The following is a 1498-nucleotide window of genomic DNA, read 5'->3' as shown; positions in this document are numbered from 1 at the left end:
AAAACTCCCCATAGGCGGCCATTTACGGCCCCACTGATGGCCAGTGGTTTCCCCACGGACGGCCAGATATCTCCCCGCTCGCAAGATCCAGTTCCCGGTCGGCGAGAGTCGGGCGGGTGAAGAGCAGCAGGGAGATCATGGACATCCTGGAGGCATACGACCTCACGGGCAGTTACCGCGCGGCGGCCGAGCTGGCCGGGTGCGACCACCACACCGTGGCCCGCTATGTGAAGATGCGGGCGGCTGGGCAGGCCCCCGAGGCCCGCAGGCACCGGGACCGCGCGATCGACGCTTACCTGCCCAAGATCGAGGAACTGGTGGTCCGCTCCGGCGGCAGGATCCGCGCGGACGTGGTCCACAAGCGCATCACCGCGATGGGCTTCACCGGCGGGGAGCGCACGACTCGCCGCACCGTGGCCGAGGCGAAGGCCCAGTACCTGGCCGGGCGACGGAGGATATACCGCCCCTGGATCACCGAGCCGGGGCTGTGGCTTCAGTACGACTTCGGCGACGGGCCGGTGATCGGCGGCCGGAAGACCACGCTGTGGTGCGCGTGGCTGGCCTGGTCCCGGTTCCGGGTCGTGATCCCGATCTGGGACAAGACCCTGCCCACCGTGACAGCGTGCCTGGACTCCACGTTCCGCAGGATCGGCGGGATCCCCGCGTTCGTACTGACCGACAACGAGAAGACGGTCACCACCGACCACATCGCCGGGATCGCGGTCCGCAACCCCGAGATCGTCGAGGTCGCCCGGCACTACGGCACGACCATCCGCACCTGCCTGCCCGCCGACCCAGAGACAAAGGGCGGCTCGGAAGCGACCGTACGCATCGCCAAGGCCGACCTGGTCCCCAAGGACGTCAACCTGCTCGAGGAATACCGCACCTTCGCCCAACTGGAGGCCGCCTGCCGCGAGTTCTGCACCGAGGTCAACACGCGGGTGCACCGCGCGACCCGCCGTACTCCGGCCGAGATGCTCGCCGAGGAACGCCAGCGGCTCCACCCACTGCCCAGGCAACCCTTCACCGTCGCGTTCGGCACCACCCGCCGGGTCAACTGGGACGCCACGATCTCGGTGGAGGCGGTGCGCTACTCGGTCCCGCACGAGTTGGTCGACACCCGGGTCTGGGCCCGGTTCCACGGCGACGAACTCGTCGTCACCGCCGTGGGCACGGACGGCACTGCCGCCGAGGTCGCCCGCCACCCGCGCGGCACCCCCGGATCCCCGGTCATCGCCGACGGGCACTACCCGCAGCGCGACGACAAGGACAGCGACCGCACCCCGAAGGCGACCAGTGCCGCCGAGGCCGCGTTCTTGATGATCGGCCCCGGCGCCGCGACCTGGCTCGTCGAGGCCGCCACCGCCGGCACCCGCCGGATCAAGGCCAAGATGGCCGAGGCCGTCACCTTGTCAAAGCTGTACTCCCCAGAAGCAGTTGACCGCGCGCTGGGCACCGCCGCAGTCACCGGCCGCTTCGCCGAGAAGGACCTGCTGTC

At 69.9% G+C, this 1498-nt stretch carries 1 protein-coding gene; it reads left to right on the top strand.

Annotated features, from left to right (window positions below; all coding sequences use genetic code 11):
• Positions 1 to 116: 116 nt before the first annotated feature.
• The coding region (gene istA / locus VXC91_RS45445; protein ID WP_329513185.1) for an IS21 family transposase at positions 117 to 1498 on the top strand (1382 nt) is incomplete at its 3' end.

This window comes from Streptomyces chiangmaiensis, from assembly GCF_036281785.1.
Taxonomy (GTDB): domain Bacteria; phylum Actinomycetota; class Actinomycetes; order Streptomycetales; family Streptomycetaceae; genus Streptomyces; species Streptomyces chiangmaiensis.
This window is presented reverse-complemented; position numbering and strand designations above follow the sequence as displayed.